The following is a 16,853-nucleotide window of genomic DNA, read 5'->3' on the forward strand; positions in this document are numbered from 1 at the left end:
TTCAACGGACTAAGAGTCTGTCCAATGAAATAGAGATACCCCCTACGCTGCAAATTAAGTAAATCTGAGTAGCAAAGGGTGTTCGGATATGGCGAACAGATCCAGCTTTAGGTGCTTTGTCGGGCCTGAACAATGAGGCGATGTGTCGGATTTACAAGAGGGTCACATGTAATTAATGTGAGCAGCTTTTGATTTTCAAAGCTTTTCAGAACGGAGACGTCTGTAGGAGCGACAATCGAAATTTTATAGACTGTATAACTATATTGTTCACCCTTGGTATTAATCATGATTTTATCTCCAATCTTTACCTCGTTCAGCCGATTAAATAAACGTCCTGCTGTACGCGCACGGTGGGCTGCTATGGCGGCGTTTCCTGTCTGACCCAGAGCTGCCGTTTCCGACATATGTACAGATGCGTGCTTCATATTATCCCGAGTTGCACCCTCCAGCACAGGAAGCTTCAAATCAATGCGATTAATGCTAATGGTGGCAATGGGGAGTTGCTTAGGATCTGTTTCATTTGCAGGTACCGAAGGACCTCGTGTGGTTTCGATGCCCGTGTTTTCTGTAAGCTTGCTGGACAAGCGCTTATAGCCGTCGATAATGCTAGGGTTCAATACCTCTGCTTCTTTCAAAAGCTCGCTCTGCTTCCGATCTTCGTTCCATTCATTGGCTTTAGGAAACAAAATAATGAGTAATCCCAAGGCGATAAACAAGTATGATAGCTTACGCAATCTAAAAACCTCCCTAACATATGTAAGGTGTATCGCGTACTGATTTTAAAAATCCCCCCTTTCTCATTTAGTGTAGTCTGAGAAAGGGAGGGTATGATTATTTTTATTTTTTGCCCATCCGTCTATATTTCAGATACGCGCCACAAATGATCATAGCTAGACCTGTTAAATAGAAGGGAGCAGGGCTGTTTTCTCCTGTTTGTGGCAATTTATTTGCCATTGGTGAAACATTCGGATCTTCCGGTACATCAGCAGGAACTTTGATTCCACCGCGAGGCAGAGAGTCGTCATCACTTTCCACGGGGGGATTAGGTTCCTTATTAGGTTTAATGATTGGTAATTTCGGTTTTGCTTTCGGTGCAGGTGTAGATTCAGGCACAATACCACCCGTTGGCAGGCCCCCATCATCATCCGTCTGTTTTTTGTCAGGTGTAGATTCAGGCACGATGCTATCTAATACCGGGCTCTCACCATCCACAGTCTGTTCTTTATTGTCCACTAAAGGAACGGATATAGACGGCGTAGTTGTTGTTTCAGGCTCCTTGTCGCGTTTTTTGCCTGATCCTGAGCCGGTAGACGTACCTGGATTAGTAGGCGTACCAGGCGTACCCGGGCTGGTAGGTGTACCAGGCGTACCTGGATTGGTAGGTGTACCAGGTGTACCCGGATTGGTAGGTGTACCTGGATCTGTGTTGTTTTCTTTTTGGTTGGTTACCACAACCTTCTTTATGCCCGCGCTTTGTTTGATCGTATCGTCTATTTTGATTTCAAGCTTACTATCCATTATTTTATAGCCTTGGGGAGCTACAAGCTCTTCCAAGATGTAATCATCATGGAGCAATGCAGAAAACACAATTTTCCCTTCCGCATTGGTAGTTTGAATGATTGGGGCTCTTTTCTCCGCTTTATCATAGAGCGCGAATTTTGCTCCGGGCAGTACCTTATCAGGCTCATCTTGATCAACCTTTGTAATTTCGAGGCTTTCTTTAATACCGCTGCCTGAACTGGAGCCGGAAGAAGTCCGCACAATAATTTCTTGATTCGTCTCCTTCTGTTCTGTCGTTAAGCGATCCCCTTCAAAGGTTACTTTGTTGCTCACCTTTTCTTTGTCAGCTGCATCAATGAACGCTTGATATTCCAGGATAAAGGCGGAGGAGATCTCCTTCGTGAAAGCAAGCTCAAAAGTTTCCTGACCTTGAGCATCTGGCTTGAAAATGAGCTTGTAATCACGATCCCTGGTTAGTTCTGTACTCTTGGTAACCTTCCCGTTTTCAGACACCACAGTTGAATACAGATGAAAGGAATTCTCGATCAGAATCTGATTGCTGCTGGGATGATCCACAATTTTGGCATTTGTTACTTGAGACTGTCCTTCGTTTATACGGATTTGCCAGTTAATTTTATTCCCGTTCTGGCTGCCGCTTTTAGAAACATATTCTCCACCGTGAGGTAAGGTTACTTGGGCTGACCATTCTGAGATTATATTTTCTCCATCCAGAAAAAGGGCCTTATTGCGGATTTCTTTTTCAATAAGTTCTCCTTCCAGCGTGGTTTGGAACGTAATCCAATATGGGGTTTGAATCTGATTTTTAAATTGGATACGCAACGTGTTGCCATTTTGTTCGGATGGAAGAATAAGTGTGTACTGGTCTGCTGGTAATTCGGAGCCCTTTTCCACGCCGTTCCTCGATCCATTCAGTGTCATGTCGTACACTTTAACGGAGTTTGGCAGTAGCTTCTGACCTTGCAGCAATGGATCTTTTATTTCCGGTTGTTTCAGGGTCTTACGGTTATAGTTGGCCTTAATGTCCCATGTGATGTGCTTGGAGCTGGCATTGTAGCTTCCTTGCTTGGCTCCATTTTGTTGTGTCATGATATCCGGAAAGAGCCGCGCGTCTGCTTCTGCAGATTTTGAATCTCCGTCCTGCTGCCATTCAATGACGGATTTATTCCAGAACTCTGGCTTCGTCGTATCTTTCTTCCAGTCATTATTGAATGTGGTTGAATATTTGATCGTATAAGTATCTTGAATTGGTGCATGGAAAATGATATTAAACCCTTGTTTATAATCCTGTGATAACGGAATAAGCTCATAATCTGCAGGGGCTTGAAGTTCCGTTTTTCCGTCAGCGGATTGGATTTTCAAAGTGTTCGGCAACAAGGCCAGGCCATCGTTGGGAAATACATCCTTGATGACGATATCGTTCATAGTATATTGATCTTCATTGATGGTAATAACCCAAGGTATGAATTTTGCGTTGTAGTTTGGCTCCTTGGATTCTTTAATAATAATTCCACTTTTAAGTTGTGCGGTGGCATCCTTAGAGACTCCACCTGAAGTCACACGGTTCGTTACCTTATCATCTTGATATACACGTTCTTTGGCTTTCGTTTGATAACGAATGGTATAGGCAGTATCCACATCGGAGTTGAATTGGAGATCAAAGCCGTTGCTGTCCAAATCATTCGTAACCGGGGAGACGGTATATTCTGAGGATGGAAGCACCTCTTGAGTGTCGTCTTTGTATATTTCAAGTGAATCGGGAAGCCATACCTGACTGTTGTTGAACCGATCACTTAACAAGGCTTTGTCGGCAGGTATTTTCTTTTCGCTGAAGTTGTACTTGATCACCCAAGATACCGTTTGTGTAACAGGGTCGTAACTTTCCACCTTCTTGGACAAAAATTCTCCGCGATCAACCTGCACGGTAGCGGTAGCAGAGACACCATTCATAGAGTCTCCCGAAAAAGTAGCTGTGTTGGAGAAACGGGTTTCGTCACTTGTAATATCTGTGGAATACTGAATCTGATAGGCTTGGCTAATGCTCTCGTCTTTAAAACGAATAACAAAGCCCGTACCGGCTTGATCTGGTTCGAGCGTATACTTGTCCCCACTGATTGGGTCCTTAACTACCGTCGAGCCGTCAATATTGACTTGCAGATTATACAGTTGGAAGGAGTCTCGCAACAGCTCCAGCCCTTGAGGAGTCGGGTCTGTTACGATCGCATTCTTTACGGTGTCCAATTGTGTATTCACATTAATGGTCCAGTCAATCTTGTTTTTGCCGTTAGCTTTTCCTTGTTTACTTATTGGGGGACCGGACACGGGTTTGATGTTGACGATGGATGTTTGAACCCCGATCTTAATTGGAGTCGCAATAATGACTTCTGTGCTGCCTTTTGCAACTTCCTTACTGAACTCGGTTTTTACTTGCAGTTTTCCGCTTACGTTGGAATGATTCTCTACGTAATCGTTAAAGGTCATAATGACTTTCCCTTGGCGATCTACCGTAAAAGTACCAACCTCTCCATCTGTTGAAATCAACGGAGACGAGATATCTGTGTAAATTTCAAATTGTTCCGGTAAGTTAAAGGTGAAGGTATCGCCTTCTTTATACTGATTGTCCGGAATCTCCCATTCATAGCTCAGCTGGACTGCTGCGCCAATGTCCACACGTACGCCAGGATTATCCACAGCATCAATGATACGGCCGGTTTCATCCGTCAAGATCAGCTTGGTTAAAATATTGTCTGCTTGAACTGAGCTGGCTGCTGCCTGAATCATGGGAGCTATGCTGGGAGGTGCCTCTAATGGTTCAGGGTTCGGAATACCGTATACATCTTCCATAACTGTATTCGCAGTATCGCTTACAGCGCTTTCTGGTACAGCCGCGGTCGAAGTGTCTGCGTAAGCCAGCGCTGCACTAAAAAAGCTTTGGAAAATAAGCAATAGCACAATGATCGTTACATTTATTTTTGTTCTCATACTCTTAAGTAAGTCTCCTATTCATCATAATATTATGGAAAGTACCCGGGCGGATTTGGTTCCCCCCTCTTTCTTGTCCCGGAAATAGTATATTCAACATCTTAGTTTTTAAATGACTGACTAGATATACAATACCTTCCTTATCTCAACAATTTCTCAACAAGAATAGAAAAAAGCCCTGATCGCAGTGATCAGGGCTTTCTACAAAAAAAATTAATATTGTTTTGTTTTTGTATATTTGGAGGGTTCTTTGGCCATTGCAAACTTCTGTTTTCCGCTTTTTAGAGCGGCATCTACTGTAGTGTCAATGATAACCCATTGATTGTTGATATTGACTTCATTCCAGGCGTGGTAAGTTTTCACATAGGAGGATTCACCCATAACCAGCTTCGTTGGAACATCCACACTTCGAAGCATGGCGGCGAACAGTGAAGCGTATCCATAGCAAATGTCTTTTTGCGAAACTATTGTACGATCAATTTGTGGAAGGTAGTCTGTTGATAGGTTGAAAGGCTGGTTGGAATCGTATTTAATATGACTAATGACATACTCGTAAATACGTTTCACCTTTTCATCATCTGTCGTTGCACCCTTGGTTAATTCCTTGGCTTTCCGAATCGCCTGATTCGTATCGCTCCAGTCAATATTTTGAATAGAATTGAGGTATATGGTTTTACTGTCATTCAAATTTAACTGGACCGTTTCTTCACCTATCACTTTATACTGATTGCCAGTTAGCTGTTCCAATAAACGAATGTTATAATTGCCATTGCCCATTTGAAGAGCGAATGCTTCCTCAGATTTGCTCGAATTCAGATAATAAGAGTATTTCTCCGCATCCTTGGTAATTACGATCTTGGTTTTGACATTGGACTTGACAGGATAACGTATACTAACAATACCGTGGTTTACGTTGTTTTGATTCAGCCATGCCTGACTTTCGGCAGCAAACGCTGTCGTATGTAGGGGGATGGATAACAAAAAAACTAAAATTATTAAAAAAAATGACATTTTCCTCATAGAAAAACTTCCTTTCGGCGGCCAGGCTACCATCTTAAAAAGAAGGCCCTATAGCTTTGCGTCCCTGCCTTTCGACAGGTTTGCTATTATCGTATAAAGTTTTTCAGGAAAAAAAGACACGACAAAAAGCCTCTCCAACCGGTAGCTGGCTGCCATCTTAAAAAGAAGGCCCTGTAGCTTTGCGTCCCTGCCTTTCGACAGGTTTGCCATTTATCCTGAACAGTCTATATCTATCATTCTATCAGTTGGGCTTCTGATTAGGCAAGCACAATCTTAGATTTTCTCTGTTTTTCGACAAAGTCATCTGATAGATGAGTTTATAGTTTGGTTCGATTCCCCCATTTTTTGCGGAAGGAATGTGGGGTTTCTCCGACATGTTCCTTGAACAGGTTGATAAAATGGCTGGTGTTGGGAATACCTACAAACCGTGCGATATCCACAATGGATTCGTCACTGGTTTTAAGCCAGCCTTGAGCCGCTGTGATGCGGACATTAATGAGATAATCGATAGGAGAAAATCCGATCTGTTTCTTGAAGTTTTTAGCGAGATTGAATTTGTTTAACTCAAACATGTCTGCCAGCGAATCCAGCGTAATTCGTTCACTGTAGGATCGATCCAAATATTGCTGAACCTTGCGTATCTCGGTGATCGTATCCTGGTTTACATACGGATGATCATAGGGGTGCTGCAAAATATACGTCAGCAACTCACCAATGAGTCTGGATGTAAGCAGCTCAGCAGAAAGAGTTCTGTCAGATTGTACGCATAACAGGGAATGCAGCTTGTCCAATATGGTGCATGGATCGTTGAGTGATATTACAGGCTTGTTGTGCTTGGCAAATTGTTCGTAGAAATTGTCGATCAGATTGCCGTACACATTTACACTGATAAACTCCCATGCTTCATGACCAGCGGTGCTGTACTGTACGAATTCCTCACAATTAACGAAAAACATATCATGAGGCTTCAATATGTATTTTTTCTCCCGGTACAGTAATTCCCCTTGTCCTGATAACGTAAAAACGAGCAGAAACGAGGTGAGTTCCTTCCGTTCCATGGCATAAACAGATGTTTTTTTGAAATAGCCTATTTCCTGTATATAAAAAAGGGATCGCTTGGCAAAAGCGGAGGGAGTACATGCAATGACGACTGGATCGCTGCTCCAAGGGGTCCCGTTTCCGTTGTTTTTTTGGTCTGTTGTCATGTCCAATTCCTTTACAAAAGAGCAAATTTATCAAGCTAATCACTGTTTGTTTAACAAATAAAATGGTGGTTTACACATGATTTCCTATTAATACGATTTATTTTATCACATCACATAAATGCATGTAGCGAATAATATTTTGAATTATTTTCCATTCGAATTCAGGTGTACTAATATGGTGAAAACAGCCTCGTTTCCTCCATATTTTTAACTCATTCATCCATATGAAAAAGTTAAATCATGTTGAAAAAATTCGGAGATGCCATGGGTTCAATTCAATTCTGGAATAAAATCCAGGACAGGATGCTAAAGGTATTCTATGCCCATTCCACCTTCCAACGCACATATCCTTTCGTTTTGAAAAAAATGGGTCTTTGTTCTATCGAAATAGTTCATTAGGCTTATCGTGAAGAAAATTAGATTGGGTCCAATGTTGTGATTTTGTTCACAAATATGTAGGTGCACGAGGGAGATATATGAACTCTTTTTATGCTGATTAGTGTACTGTAAATATATGCAAATCATATGATAAATAACAGCATAAAAGTACAAAATTACACAAAGAGTGTATTCACTTATTTGCGTGATTTTCTGCTCCGGTGTGTTCTAATATAATAGGAAATAGAGTGCCGTTAGCTTTGGAATTCATACAGGCAATGATATGATGGGTAATACAGATATAGGGCTTCACTTACTCGACAGTCAGTTTGGAGGATTATAGGATGGGAAAACCAAAAAATACGAAAACAGCAGCGGCTTGGTCGCTCGTTATTCTGGGAGCGGGCTTTGCAGCTATGTTGCCTTTTCAGCAATATGGCTGGGCTCGGTTGTTAGCAGGTGCTTTCGAGGCAGGACTTGTCGGAGGACTGGCAGACTGGTTCGCCGTCACCGCATTGTTCCGTCACCCGCTGGGCATTCCGATTCCACACACGGCGCTTCTTCCCAAGAATAGGGACAAGCTAACGAGTACCTTGGTGAGTACGGTGGAAAATAACTTGCTTAACAAAGACAGTATCGCATCTAAAATTGCCGATATCCGGCTGGCCGATTTGATGCTGGATGGTGTGGAAAAGGGCTTGCGCACGCCGGAAGCGGCCGCATCCATAGATGTTCTCGCCAAACGACTGGTCCGGTCGCTTCCGCTTGCGGAGCTGGCCCCGGTAATTGCGGCCGAGATCAAGCGGCAGGTGACAGACTTCGACGCTGGACCGCTGCTGGAGGCGTTTGCCCGTCAAACCAGTGAGAAGGGCTATGACCGCCGCGCGCTGGATTACTCGCTGGAGCAGGCTGAATCCTGGCTTTTGAAGCCGGAAACGGGCTACACGCTGGGTACCTTGGGAATGCAGGCTATTAGCGGTTTGCAAGTGAGCGGGCTGATGCAATTCGCCCTGAATGCGTTCCTTGGCTATCTGAACGAAGAGCGCATGGGTGAAATGATTCGCCATTTCCTGCTGGATCAGGTTGCGGAGCTGCAAAGGGAAGAACATCCACGCCGTCAGGCCGTGCTGGATGGTCTGAAAACACAGTTGACCCGTCTGGCGACGAAAGATACGGTTCAGGAAGGATTGAACAGCTGGAAAAACAACCTCGTGGGTACCTGGGAAGGCGATGCGTCGGTGCTTCATAAGATGGAAGAGCTGCGCGTACGTTTATTGGGCTATATGGAAGATAGCAGCTATGTGCCGACCTATATTTTGCCGCTACTGGATCGGATGCTGGCTGATTTGAGAGGGAATACCGAGCTGCTGGACAAGATCAATTCTAGAATTGTGGCAGGCATTACCGGGCTGGTGGAAGCCAACCACAGTCGGATTGGTAATCTGGTACGCGAAAATGTAGATAAAATGGATAACGATTCCCTGATTGCTCTGATGGAGGACAAGCTGGGGCAGGACTTGCAGTGGATACGTATTAACGGCGCGGTTACGGGCTTCCTGATCGGTATTGTCCTGACAGGTGCCCGTATGCTGATCGGTTGATTCATTAGAGAAGAAAATGCTACAGATAAGGTTGTGGAAGCATGAGACTTTGGCACGAAGAGTTGATCGACAAGCTGCCGCGGCCGCAACTGCTGGGGCAACACCGCGAGTGCTGTGCACTGCGTGGGAACGGGTGGGAAAAGCGACATGCTACGGTTAATTATGTGTTCGACTATCACCCGATGCTGCTCGTCCGCTACCATAAGCTCATCATGGACGAAATGAAAAGTCGCGGTTACAACGTTGATCCGCTATGGGAGCAGCCGTTGTATCGCGGCAAGCAGTGCGAACCGTGGGCGACAGGGCTTGGCGAGGAACTGGAAGCTGTCGGCGCGTATGCGGAGCATGACGATGCTTATATGCAGGAATGCCTGGATAATCTGGCCTCCAAGGGTATTCTGATCGTGGAGCACGGTACAGGAAATTTAAGAAATGGATCGAATGTATAAAAACATGATGACTAAACGAAAAATATTCCTGATTACGTTGTTATTTGTGCTTGTGATCACTGGTTTCCGTATGCTGTGGTTTCATTATTATCAAGGACAGGAGTATCCTGAGGCCAAAAAAGGAGTATTGGACTTGCGGGGCTGGGATTTGCAGGGCCGTGAGACTATTCCGTTAAAGGGAGAATGGGGATTTTATGCAGGAAATCTATCAAAACCGGATCTTTTAAAATCCTTACCAGCGAAGGAGCAGCAGTGGATTCGTGTTCCAGGAAAATGGAATGCTGATTTGCATTCACCTGATTCTACTGCATATGGCTTCGGGAGCTATCGTCTGTTAATCCTGGTTGATCCCCAAAAAGCACCACTGTACGGGCTTCGAATTCCGTCGATTTACACCGCATCCAACCTGTTTGTAAACGGGCGGTTAATAAATAGCGAGGGCCAGGTGGCTGATCATCCTGAACAGCATACAGGAAGTTTCTCTCCGTATTCTGCTGCTCCATGGAATGTATGCGGGTGCCATCTTTTTTATGGCGTCTCGTAAAAAGCTGCTATTCTATTTTTTATTTTTCAGGTATCGTGGTGTGTACCGTTTTAACCATCATGATGAACGATGACAAGCTGTTACTGAGCGTGTTTCGCTTTCACTTAAAATACATTTGCTTTCCTATATGGGCAGCCATATATGCATACTCAGGGTTGTGCAGTTACTATTGGGCAGGTCCAGAATTGTTCAGACTGTTTTCGTGGGACAGTGTCTTTTTGCCATCCTGATTTTATTTATACCTTCACAGGAAATCCGTTCTTATCTAATGTTGATAATGGTGTTTCAGGGAAGTACGTTTGGTGTCATCATTCCCTTGTTTGCCTTTCTTAAGATATTCAGAGGTCAAAAAGACGCCATATTTCTATTGCTAGCTACCATAAGCGCCGGGTCCAGCATATTGTGGGGCGTTTTCAAAATGATATGGTGGAATTATCTTCCATACTACCCTTGGGATGTCGTGCTGTCCTTCCTGGGCTTCGCCTCATACTGGTTCAACACTTCTTCCAAACGAACACCGAACTGAGAAGTTTGTCGGACAGATTGCAGCGAGCTGATCAGGTTAAGAATGATTTTCTGGCGAATACCTCACATGAATTGCGAAATCCTCTGCACGGAATGATCAATATAGCGCAGTCTGTGCTGGATAAATCAGACCCATACCCTGGATGAACGGAACAGGAGCAACATGCAGCTGCTCATCACCGTGGGTCGGCGGATGTCTCTGCTGCTTAATGATTTGCTTGACGTAACGCGCCTGCGAGAACGGGATATTCGCCTGGAAAAACGAAGTTTGAAGCCCCAAGGGGTAGCTTCCGGTGTACTGGACATGCTCCGGTTCATGACAGATGGTAAATCGTTGGAAATGGTTATCTCGATTCCAGATCATTTCCCCAATGTGCTGGCGGATGAGAATCGGCTGGTGCAAATCTTCTTCAACCTTCTCCATAATGCGGTCAAGTATACGAATGCAGGAATGATCTCGATTCAAGCAGATATTCGGGACGGGATGGCCCATATCCACGTTCGGGACACGGGAGTTGGCATGGATGAGGAGACGCAGCAGAGAATATTCCAGCCCTATGAACAGGGAACGACACACTTGACGGTGATTGGAGACGGGCTGGGACTGGGGCTAAGCATCAGCAAGCAGCTCATTGAGCTGCACGGGGGAACCTTGAGGGTTCACTCTTCCTCTGGATCATTCCCCTGTAGTCGGTGAGATACCGGGGGATGAGGGGGCTTATATGGAGTATGCAGCGAGCGCAAGTGAAGAGATCCGCAAGTGAACGACTTCGTATGGAGGCCGCATGGCTACAGGCACAAATCAGGCCGCACTTTTTGTTTAATACCTTGAATACGATCGTTTCGTTGAGTGAGACGGATGGAGCAAGAATGATCGTTCTGATCGAGGAATTTGGAAAATACCTAAGAGGGAGCTTCAATTCCCGAAACCTGGATCGTGTCGTTTCACTGGAATATGAGCTGGCACTCCTTCGATCCTATCTGTATATCGAGAAGGAGCGCTTTGGAAACCGATTGAATATCGTCTGGGAAGTGGATGAAGAGTTGAGCCTGCATCTCCCGCCCCTTTCGATCCAGCCACTTGCGGAAAATGCCGTTAGACACGGCATTCTGAAGCGTATCCGTGGAGGGACATTGCGTATTCGTATCACGGATCATGCGAAGGGTACAGAAATAGCAATCTCAGATGATGGAGTGGGCATGGATCAGGAGAAGCTGGACAATATACTGACCTATCAGAATAAAGAAGAAGGAGGAGTCGGTTTGCTAAATACAGATCGGCGCCTAAAGCAAATGTACGGTGACGGACTGCATATCAGCAGCCATCCCGATCAAGGAACAACCGTCAGCTTTCATATTCCCCGCGAGAAGAAAAAAGAAGACTGACGGCTTTTGTCAAGTACGGATATCATGCAGGATCGGCTGGAAAAAGCACGCTTCTGCATGATATCCGTATCATATATAGGTTGCAGCTTGTTAGTTGACGCACGCAACTAGACATGCGCCATTTTCCATCGATTATACCAATCGGTGATCTGTTCATTTGGCTTCACATGTAGTTCTTCCCATAGAACGGATAATAATAAATCATACCACTGGCTAACCAAGGTATCCTTTTTCATATCCGCATATATTTTCATCAAACCCCAATACGCATCCTCTGCTTGAGGGTGTCGGTTACAGATATCCTCATAAAGAGAGATAGCCTTGTCAGGCTGAGCGTTTTTGTTATACCATTCTCCCATTTTTAATGAGGTGGCTATCCACATTTTTTGAAGTCTTTGACGTTCGCTTTCAGCCCACCAATAATCGTATTCTTGTAAATAATCGCCTCTGTATAGCTTCATTATTTTGGTATAGTCATCAATCGTTTCCTGGCTAATCGGCGGAGCAGACGTCAGGCTGTCCTCCCATTCCTCTTTATCCAGTAGTATGTTTGTCGTATTCAGAATATATCCGCCGCTGGTATTATCAATTTTTAAATAGTCCTTATATGGGCCCATAGCTTTTCTGAGGTAATAAGCAGCAGTATATAAAAGAGAGTAAGCCTTCTCCTCATCATGCTCCGACCAGAGCAATTCAATCAGTGCTGATTTTCGAACCAACTGGTCATGGTGCAGAAGCAGGTATAGAAACAACTCCTGTGATTTTTTTGTTCGCCACTGTATAGCCGTTAACTGCTGATCTGTTAATTCAACCGCGACTTCCCTGAAGACTTGTAACCGGAGAGGAGGACCAATGGAAGGCTGGAGCGCAGGGTGACCATCACGTTCCAGAATACGGTTTAGGGTCTTAATGAGGCGATCTGTGGTGACTGGTTTGATCAAATAATCCAGTGCATTAATTTCGAAGGCCTGAATGGCATATTCATTGTAGGCCGTTACGAATACAATATGGAGACGAGGTTTTTCAACCTGAATTTGCTTTGCTAGCTCAATGCCGTTCATTTCAGGCAGGCTTACATCGAGAAAAGCTACATCTATATTTTCGAGAAGAATTTGCTCTTTTGCTGCCAGTGGATTCATAAATGAACCTACTATATGTATGTTTTCAATTTTACTAAATAGACGCTTCATATAATCTAAAGCCAGCTCTTCATCATCTAGAAGAATAATTCTTGTGAATTTATCTGATCTCCCCACAAATAGTCTACTCCTTTTTAATCGGATACATACCATTATATATGATAACTTAGCTCCAGATATAAACAAAGTATCGAAATAGAAAAAATTTTAACGAATCATTATGATCACATGAAACAGGCGGGCTGTGGCATATTCATGATTAAGATGAAATGCCGCAAGCCCGCCTGTTTGTTATTTTGTTATGTTCCAGTGTCATTGTCTAATAGGGGGATAATTAGTTACAGAATCCAGCGTGTGATCTGTTCCAGCGGCAGTCTGGATTTTTCCCGCTTGGGTTCAAGGGCCCGATAACCAAAGGCAGCGATGACCGAAATATCCAGCAGTCCGTTCTCCAACAGTCCTTCTTCCTCCAAAATGGCATGCACCTGATCGTAGTTAAATCCCTCAATCGGGCAGGAATCAATGCCGATCTGAGCCGCCGCCGTCATCATATTGCCCAAGGCGATATAGGTTTGCTTGGAAGCCCAGTCGAATAACGTACGTTCGTTTTCCAGCAGGCGTTGATTTTCACCCTGAAAGATTTTATATCGGCCCGGCAGTGAGGCAAAGTCTTCCTCGGACATCCCTTTAATCTCTTTATACATGTACTCCACATACGGGGAATCATAACGAACATCCTTGCGTGCCAAAATCAGGACAACATGGCTGGCAGCAGGGATCTGTTTTTGGCCCCCGCTTGAAACCGCAGCCAGCTTTTCTCTCAATGCCTGATTTTGTACGACCACAAATCGCCACGGCTCAAAACCGACAGAGCTTGGGGAAAGTCGTCCGGTTTCGAGAATAAATTGAAAATCTTCCTCCGGTATGATGCGATCAGGATCGAATTCCTTGGTGGCATGTCTGAACAGAAAGGCATCCAGAATCTCCTGTTTTTTAGCTGATGTATTGGACATGAAGTGTACTCCTTCCGTTTTGGGTTAAGTTGGTGCTCCATTTATTTTCTGCTACTATAATGAGAGCTGATATCGAATGTATAGTCATCATATAAAAAGTTTTTCGCAGGAACAAGTACGCACATATTTGTTCCTTGTCATAAGTCTGAGATTTCGGGTCTACAATCGGTAGAAAGAAGGGGAAACCATGACGCAAGAGATGGAAAATACAGTCAGCGTGAACTTTGGATGTCCGGTAGCGAAAACGGTAGGGGTTATAGGCGGAAAATGGAAGGGAGTCATTTTATATCATTTGACCACGGGACCGCGCCGGTATAACGAAATTCGACGGACCTTGCCCAATATTACGCAGCGTATGCTGACCTTGCAACTGCGTGAGCTAGAACGTGACGGTATCGTACACCGTGAAATCTATAACGAGAATCCGCCGCGTGTGGAATACTCGCTTACTCCGTTGGGGGATACGTTGAGGCCGTTGCTGGATTTTATGAGAGAATGGGGTATCTTCTATGGGCAACAGACCTGCGAGCCTGTGGCGGCAAATTCCAAGTGTGGGGAGCCTTCTTGTTGAAGTGAAAAATGAGGAAAGCCCGTTGATGATCTCATGAGCTTCGCATGGAAGATGCATGAAATTCATTAGCGGGCGGAATAAGAGCGAGACGTTATTGTGAGGTTTACTTATTTGAACTCGATAGATTCGTTCATCTTCGTCCAGGCGGTTTCTCCGATGATGCCCAGCCGCCAGATGGCGATGCCTTTCAGGTCATAGCGTTTGGCCAAACCGATCTTGGCGTTGATGGTGCTGTCTTTTTCGCTACCCATAGAGATCCCCAAAATCAGCTTGTCCCGCAAAGTTTCCTTCAAAGCCAGTCGAATGGCTTCGTCCACTTTATCGAGTGGCTCAGGCGTTGCCTTTTGTCCGTAATCATAGGCCATAATGATCAAATCGTCCGCCAGATTACCCAGTGTCTTGTAGTCGTAACCTGAGTAAGAGCTGTTCAGCGGGTGCAGGACGACAGTGAGCTTGAGTCCGGCCTGATGCGCTTTGGCGGACAGCTTTTGGATGAAGGCGTTGTAGTCTGAACGCGCCTTGGCTTTATCTCCGCTCCAGCCCAGCCCCTCGAGATCCAGCGTGATGCCCTTGAATTGCTTGTCAGTGGCGGTGCTAACGATTTGGGAAATAGTTTGCTCCTGAAGCTGTGCATTTTCCAAAACTTTGGTCAGCTCGTGATTGCCGTCTCCAGAATAGACCATCAGGTAAGGGGAAGTCCCCTGACTGTCTGCCTCCTGTACAATGGACTCTGGTGTCACGGTGTCGGCTGCTTGAGGCCATTTGTATTCCTTGCCGCTGGTCGTAAATTGTCCGTTCGCATCAATTCGGCTCCAGCCGAAGGCTACCGCGTTAAAATCCGGTATTTTGGATTTTTGGTCGAAGGAAGATAGCGCATAAAATCCCACTGTATACATAGGCTCACGCGGCGATGTAATGGATACAGTCCGCGTTCCCTGATTCCAGTTGACTGTGGCTCCAAACTGCTGCCCGAAGAAGCCTAACGGAATCATTGTGCTGCCACGCACGGTTTGGGGTGCGGCTGTTAGTAGCACCGTTTGCCCGTCGACTGTCGCATTGCGGCTGCTCATTTTCAGCACCACCTGCTTGGTTGCAGAGCCTTGTGATTTTGTAGCGGTAATGCTTTGGCTGGCTTGATCCCATTTCACCGTAATGCCAAGAGCCTCAGAAATAGCACGAAAAGGGACCATGGTCGTGCCGTTCATCATTGCGGGCTGTACGGGGAACGGTAACGGATATCCGTCCAGCACAATGCTGACCTGCCCCGCTTCTGCCTGTGCAGACGGGCTATAGATGCCTGCGGCGGCGCTCAGAAAGATGGCGCTGGATAACAGAGCCTTATTTACGATTTTCATCCTATACTCTCCTATGCATCATAGATTACAAAGCTATCATGTTAGAATCGTGAGGTTTCTACCATTTTACCAAAAAAAACGATAGATAGGTGAATGTTAAGTTCGTACATACAGTTTCGAATTCTATGCAAAATACAAAAAAGTCGATTACTTAGGAGTAATCGACTTTGAATTAAAAATCTTTGATGAGGAAGATGAAAAATAAAAAAAAATCTAGGGACGATGCTTAATTGCTGCATAAATATTGCAAGCTTAATAAGGAATAGAACAAAAGCAGGTACCCTTAATACAGGTGCCTGCTTTTTATTTTTTACCACTCATATAATTCATACATTCATATAACTAACTTCTATATATATTCGTAATTAAAAATTACCTGCGGCGCTTGAGCGCAATACCGACGGCTGCTGCACCAAGCACGACTGCAATGACCGACAGAACGAGTGCTGTCGTTTGTACGGCAGAGCTGGCAGGGGCAGCAGCGGCAGGTGCGGCTTCGGTAGCATTGTTCGAAGCGGGTGCCGGGCTGCTGCTATCCTTAGCCGTGTCTGTGCTTGCATGGCCTGCGGCTGCACCAGCCGAATCATGCCCATGATCTGCGGAAGGTGCCGAAGCTTCGGAGGTGGCATCTGCCGTGATTTTTGTAATGGAATGCGGATTGTTGCTTCCTTCATCGCCTGTCCATTCCACGATACTTCCGTCACTGTAATATTGGAAAGCGTTCCATGCGGCTTCAGTATTCCGGTCTGCATTTTGTGCTACGAAGCTGAAACGCATGTATTGACCCGCTTGAATGCCATCTTCGTCGGTCGTCCAGGTAACGGTGGTTACTTTGCCGGAGCTGTCTTTCTCGGTTGCTACCTTCCAGTCTGGTACAGGCTCGTACTGTTTGAAAACGACCTCTTTCGGGATTTTTAAAGCCACTTTGGTTGTTGGAATGTTTTTCTCTACAGGTACTTTCAACGTGTACGTCTCCCAAGCGTTAGGCTGTGAAACGGAAGGCTTGACCGTCACGTGGGCACTGGCCATACCCGCAAAAAGTAAAGCACCTGCTGCAATCAGACCCATGGAGGTCGCAAGCCTGGAAAATCTCGATTTTACCATTTGAATCCTTGTATTCATATAAAAAGCTCCTTTAGTTTGAAAGATTTGTAATTACGTGTCCTA

Annotated in this window: 15 protein-coding genes and 2 riboswitches; of the genes, 7 read left to right on the forward strand and 8 right to left on the reverse strand. The window is 45.1% G+C overall.

Annotated features, from left to right (window positions below):
- Window positions 1-107: 107 nt before the first annotated feature.
- From ABH897_RS23720 to ABH897_RS23735, 4 genes are all read right to left on the reverse strand, one after another.
- The gene (locus tag ABH897_RS23720) at window positions 108-734 is read right to left on the reverse strand and encodes a class D sortase (protein WP_404592805.1); all 627 of its coding nucleotides are present in this window, start codon (window positions 732-734) and stop codon (window positions 108-110) included.
- 103 nt (window positions 735-837) lie between these two features.
- Window positions 838-4,500: a collagen binding domain-containing protein gene (locus ABH897_RS23725; RefSeq protein WP_404592806.1), complete on the reverse strand. Its 3,663-nt coding sequence runs from the start codon at window positions 4,498-4,500 to the stop codon at window positions 838-840.
- A 213-nt stretch (window positions 4,501-4,713) separates the two neighbouring features.
- Window positions 4,714-5,481, reverse strand: coding sequence for a transglutaminase family protein (locus tag ABH897_RS23730; protein ID WP_404529715.1), 768 nt, complete (start codon window positions 5,479-5,481; stop codon window positions 4,714-4,716).
- 52 nt (window positions 5,482-5,533) lie between these two features.
- Window positions 5,534-5,615: riboswitch (cyclic di-GMP riboswitch) on the reverse strand.
- A gap of 42 nt (window positions 5,616-5,657) precedes the next feature.
- A riboswitch (cyclic di-GMP riboswitch) is annotated at window positions 5,658-5,738 on the reverse strand.
- Between the two features lie 99 nt (window positions 5,739-5,837).
- Window positions 5,838-6,725 (reverse strand): AraC family transcriptional regulator, encoded by an 888-nt coding sequence (locus ABH897_RS23735; protein WP_283654300.1) that lies wholly within the window; start codon window positions 6,723-6,725, stop codon window positions 5,838-5,840.
- A gap of 722 nt (window positions 6,726-7,447) precedes the next feature.
- On the opposite strand from ABH897_RS23735, the gene ABH897_RS23740 reads away from it, so the two are divergent.
- From ABH897_RS23740 to ABH897_RS23765, 6 genes are all read left to right on the forward strand, one after another.
- Window positions 7,448-8,704 carry a DUF445 domain-containing protein gene (locus ABH897_RS23740; protein ID WP_283654301.1) on the forward strand — a complete coding sequence of 419 codons (1,257 nt, stop codon included), beginning with the start codon at window positions 7,448-7,450 and terminating at the stop codon, window positions 8,702-8,704.
- Window positions 8,705-8,745: 41 nt separating this feature from the next.
- The gene (locus tag ABH897_RS23745) at window positions 8,746-9,153 is read left to right on the forward strand and encodes a TIGR02328 family protein (RefSeq protein ID WP_283654302.1); all 408 of its coding nucleotides are present in this window, start codon (window positions 8,746-8,748) and stop codon (window positions 9,151-9,153) included.
- Window positions 9,137-9,697, forward strand: a complete 561-nt coding sequence (locus ABH897_RS23750) for a hypothetical protein (protein WP_404581130.1) — start codon at window positions 9,137-9,139, stop codon at window positions 9,695-9,697. Before ABH897_RS23745 ends, ABH897_RS23750 begins: the two co-directional genes overlap by 17 nt.
- Window positions 9,698-10,120: 423 nt before the next feature.
- Window positions 10,121-10,369, forward strand: coding sequence for a histidine kinase dimerization/phospho-acceptor domain-containing protein (locus tag ABH897_RS23755; protein ID WP_404581131.1), 249 nt, complete (start codon window positions 10,121-10,123; stop codon window positions 10,367-10,369).
- A 16-nt stretch (window positions 10,370-10,385) separates the two neighbouring features.
- The gene (locus ABH897_RS23760) at window positions 10,386-10,919 is read left to right on the forward strand and encodes a sensor histidine kinase (protein ID WP_404581132.1); all 534 of its coding nucleotides are present in this window, start codon (window positions 10,386-10,388) and stop codon (window positions 10,917-10,919) included.
- A gap of 32 nt (window positions 10,920-10,951) precedes the next feature.
- Window positions 10,952-11,608, forward strand: a complete 657-nt coding sequence (locus tag ABH897_RS23765; RefSeq protein ID WP_404521526.1) for a sensor histidine kinase — start codon at window positions 10,952-10,954, stop codon at window positions 11,606-11,608.
- A gap of 107 nt (window positions 11,609-11,715) precedes the next feature.
- Here the strand turns inward: ABH897_RS23765 and ABH897_RS23770 are convergent, their stop codons facing one another.
- Window positions 11,716-12,864, reverse strand: coding sequence for a response regulator (locus ABH897_RS23770; RefSeq protein ID WP_404521528.1), 1,149 nt, complete (start codon window positions 12,862-12,864; stop codon window positions 11,716-11,718).
- A 221-nt stretch (window positions 12,865-13,085) separates the two neighbouring features.
- Window positions 13,086-13,760: an NAD(P)H-dependent oxidoreductase gene (locus ABH897_RS23775; RefSeq protein WP_283654309.1), complete on the reverse strand. Its 675-nt coding sequence runs from the start codon at window positions 13,758-13,760 to the stop codon at window positions 13,086-13,088.
- A gap of 187 nt (window positions 13,761-13,947) precedes the next feature.
- Between ABH897_RS23775 and ABH897_RS23780 the strand changes: the two genes are divergently transcribed.
- Window positions 13,948-14,331: a winged helix-turn-helix transcriptional regulator gene (locus ABH897_RS23780; protein ID WP_283654310.1), complete on the forward strand. Its 384-nt coding sequence runs from the start codon at window positions 13,948-13,950 to the stop codon at window positions 14,329-14,331.
- Between the two features lie 107 nt (window positions 14,332-14,438).
- Here the strand turns inward: ABH897_RS23780 and ABH897_RS23785 are convergent, their stop codons facing one another.
- A complete protein-coding gene (locus tag ABH897_RS23785) occupies window positions 14,439-15,686 on the reverse strand; it encodes a stalk domain-containing protein (RefSeq protein WP_283654311.1) in 1,248 nt (415 codons plus the stop codon).
- Between the two features lie 372 nt (window positions 15,687-16,058).
- Window positions 16,059-16,808, reverse strand: coding sequence for a YcnI family copper-binding membrane protein (locus ABH897_RS23790; protein WP_404521531.1), 750 nt, complete (start codon window positions 16,806-16,808; stop codon window positions 16,059-16,061).
- Between the last annotated feature and the right edge of the window lie 45 nt (window positions 16,809-16,853).

This window comes from Paenibacillus sp. RC73 (genome assembly GCF_044908085.1).
Classification (GTDB): domain Bacteria; phylum Bacillota; class Bacilli; order Paenibacillales; family Paenibacillaceae; genus Paenibacillus; species Paenibacillus terrae_A.

Coding starts and splice junctions, on each gene's coding strand:
- ABH897_RS23750 (WP_404581130.1), top strand. CDS start 9,137: ATGGATCGAATGTATAAAAACATGATGACTAAACGAAAAATATTCCTG.
- ABH897_RS23735 (WP_283654300.1), bottom strand. CDS start 6,725: ATGACAACAGACCAAAAAAACAACGGAAACGGGACCCCTTGGAGCAGC.
- ABH897_RS23785 (WP_283654311.1), bottom strand. CDS start 15,686: ATGAAAATCGTAAATAAGGCTCTGTTATCCAGCGCCATCTTTCTGAGC.
- ABH897_RS23790 (WP_404521531.1), bottom strand. CDS start 16,808: ATGAATACAAGGATTCAAATGGTAAAATCGAGATTTTCCAGGCTTGCG.
- ABH897_RS23760 (WP_404581132.1), top strand. CDS start 10,386: ATGCAGCTGCTCATCACCGTGGGTCGGCGGATGTCTCTGCTGCTTAAT.
- ABH897_RS23725 (WP_404592806.1), bottom strand. CDS start 4,500: ATGAGAACAAAAATAAATGTAACGATCATTGTGCTATTGCTTATTTTC.
- ABH897_RS23745 (WP_283654302.1), top strand. CDS start 8,746: ATGAGACTTTGGCACGAAGAGTTGATCGACAAGCTGCCGCGGCCGCAA.
- ABH897_RS23780 (WP_283654310.1), top strand. CDS start 13,948: ATGACGCAAGAGATGGAAAATACAGTCAGCGTGAACTTTGGATGTCCG.
- ABH897_RS23775 (WP_283654309.1), bottom strand. CDS start 13,760: ATGTCCAATACATCAGCTAAAAAACAGGAGATTCTGGATGCCTTTCTG.
- ABH897_RS23755 (WP_404581131.1), top strand. CDS start 10,121: ATGGTGGAATTATCTTCCATACTACCCTTGGGATGTCGTGCTGTCCTT.
- ABH897_RS23765 (WP_404521526.1), top strand. CDS start 10,952: ATGCAGCGAGCGCAAGTGAAGAGATCCGCAAGTGAACGACTTCGTATG.
- ABH897_RS23740 (WP_283654301.1), top strand. CDS start 7,448: ATGGGAAAACCAAAAAATACGAAAACAGCAGCGGCTTGGTCGCTCGTT.